The sequence below is a fragment of the Streptomyces sp. NPDC058650 genome, from assembly GCF_042717315.1.
Lineage (GTDB): Bacteria > Actinomycetota > Actinomycetes > Streptomycetales > Streptomycetaceae > Streptomyces.
Map to the genome: position 1 here is coordinate 1 of NZ_JBHXRL010000059.1, position 1,390 is coordinate 1,390.

Sequence of the window (1,390 nt, forward strand, 5' to 3'; positions counted from 1 at the left end):
CGCACGGTGTGACGGTGCACCCCGAGCGCCTGCGCCGTGGCGTCGAACTGGCCGCCGTGCTGCAGCCACGTGCGGGTCGTCGTGAGCAGCGTCGTGCCGTTCTCGGCGTCGTGCTCGGTGAGCGGGGCGAGCGTCGCGAGCGCGACGGCGCGGGCATCGGTGCGAGCGAGGAACGCGAGCACGCCCTGCCGGCTGATCTCGTCGAACAGCACGACGCCGGAGCCCGATTCGCGGGCGCGCTCGACCGCGCGCAGCGCCTGCTCGTGGGCGAGTGCGATGCCGCCCGTGCCGATCGGGTCGGAGAGGCCGACGGGCAGTTCGAACTCGGCCGCGAGTTCATCGGCGAGCCCGGTGTCGACCTCCTCGAGCAGCAGCACGAACTGCTCGTCGTCGCGGCCGAAGAAGAGCCGGCCGCCGCGCTCCTCGACGCGCAGCTCGAGCAGCTCGGTCAGGCGATCGACGCCGGTGAGCGGGGCATCCGTCACGGCGATGCGCATCGGCGCCGACGGGAGCGGCCCCCACATCTCGGTCGCGACGCGCTCGGCGAGCGCGAGATCTCCCGCGAGGATGCCGCGGAGCAGCCCCGATCGCAGGTGACCGCGTGCCCGGTCGAGGTCGCGGTTCTGCTCGAGCGCGAGGCCGGCGAGGGCGATCACCGAGGTGACGACCTCTCGGCCGGCCTGGTCGAGTTCGGGGGAGTCGCCGATCGCGAGCACGCCGCGGAGCGCCCCGCCGCCGCCGAGCGTCTGCAGGGTCATGCGCTGCGGCGACCCGACCGACTCGCCGGCGACCAGCGTGCGGCTGGCCCGCTGGCCGCGGCGCAGCATCGAGCGCGCCTCGCCCACGACCTCGCCGAGGAGCGGTTGGCCGAGTCCGTCGTCGGGCGCTTCCCGGTCGAGCGACCCCGTCGCGTCGATGAGTCCGACCCATGCCCCGAGGCGGTGGGAGAGTTCGGCGAGTGTCGCCGAGAGGCCGTCGGGGCGGAGCGCGGCGAGCGAGATCGCGCGCTGCGCGTTCAGCGCCCACGCCTGCCGCGCGAAGGCGTCTTCGGCGATGAGGTCGGCGACCGTGCGGGCGATGGCGATGAACGGCACCCGGTAGGGCACCTCGAAGAGCGGGAGCCCCTGTGCGATGCACGCCTCGACGAGCGACTCGGGCGTGCCCTCGCGGATCACCTCGGTGCCGAAGCCGAGCGCGGCGACACCCGTCTCGCGGAGCCGAGCGACGTAGGCGGCGGCGAAACCGGCCTCGGCGTCGTCGCCGAACTGGGTGCCGGTCGTCAGGAGTACGTGTCCGGCATCGAGGAAGGGCGTGGGGTCGGCGAGGTCGGAGCTGTGCGCCCAGAGCACTGGCGCCGAAAGCGCACTCCCGGGCAGCCCTGCCGCGGGGG

1 protein-coding gene is annotated in these 1,390 nt (G+C 74.5%); it reads right to left on the reverse strand.

What is annotated here, in order from left to right:
• Window positions 1-1,349, reverse strand: a 1,349-nt coding sequence (locus ACFWWU_RS37210) for a PucR family transcriptional regulator (RefSeq protein ID WP_384153624.1), incomplete at its 3' end; no start/stop codon positions are given.
• Window positions 1,350-1,390: the final 41 nt, after the last annotated feature.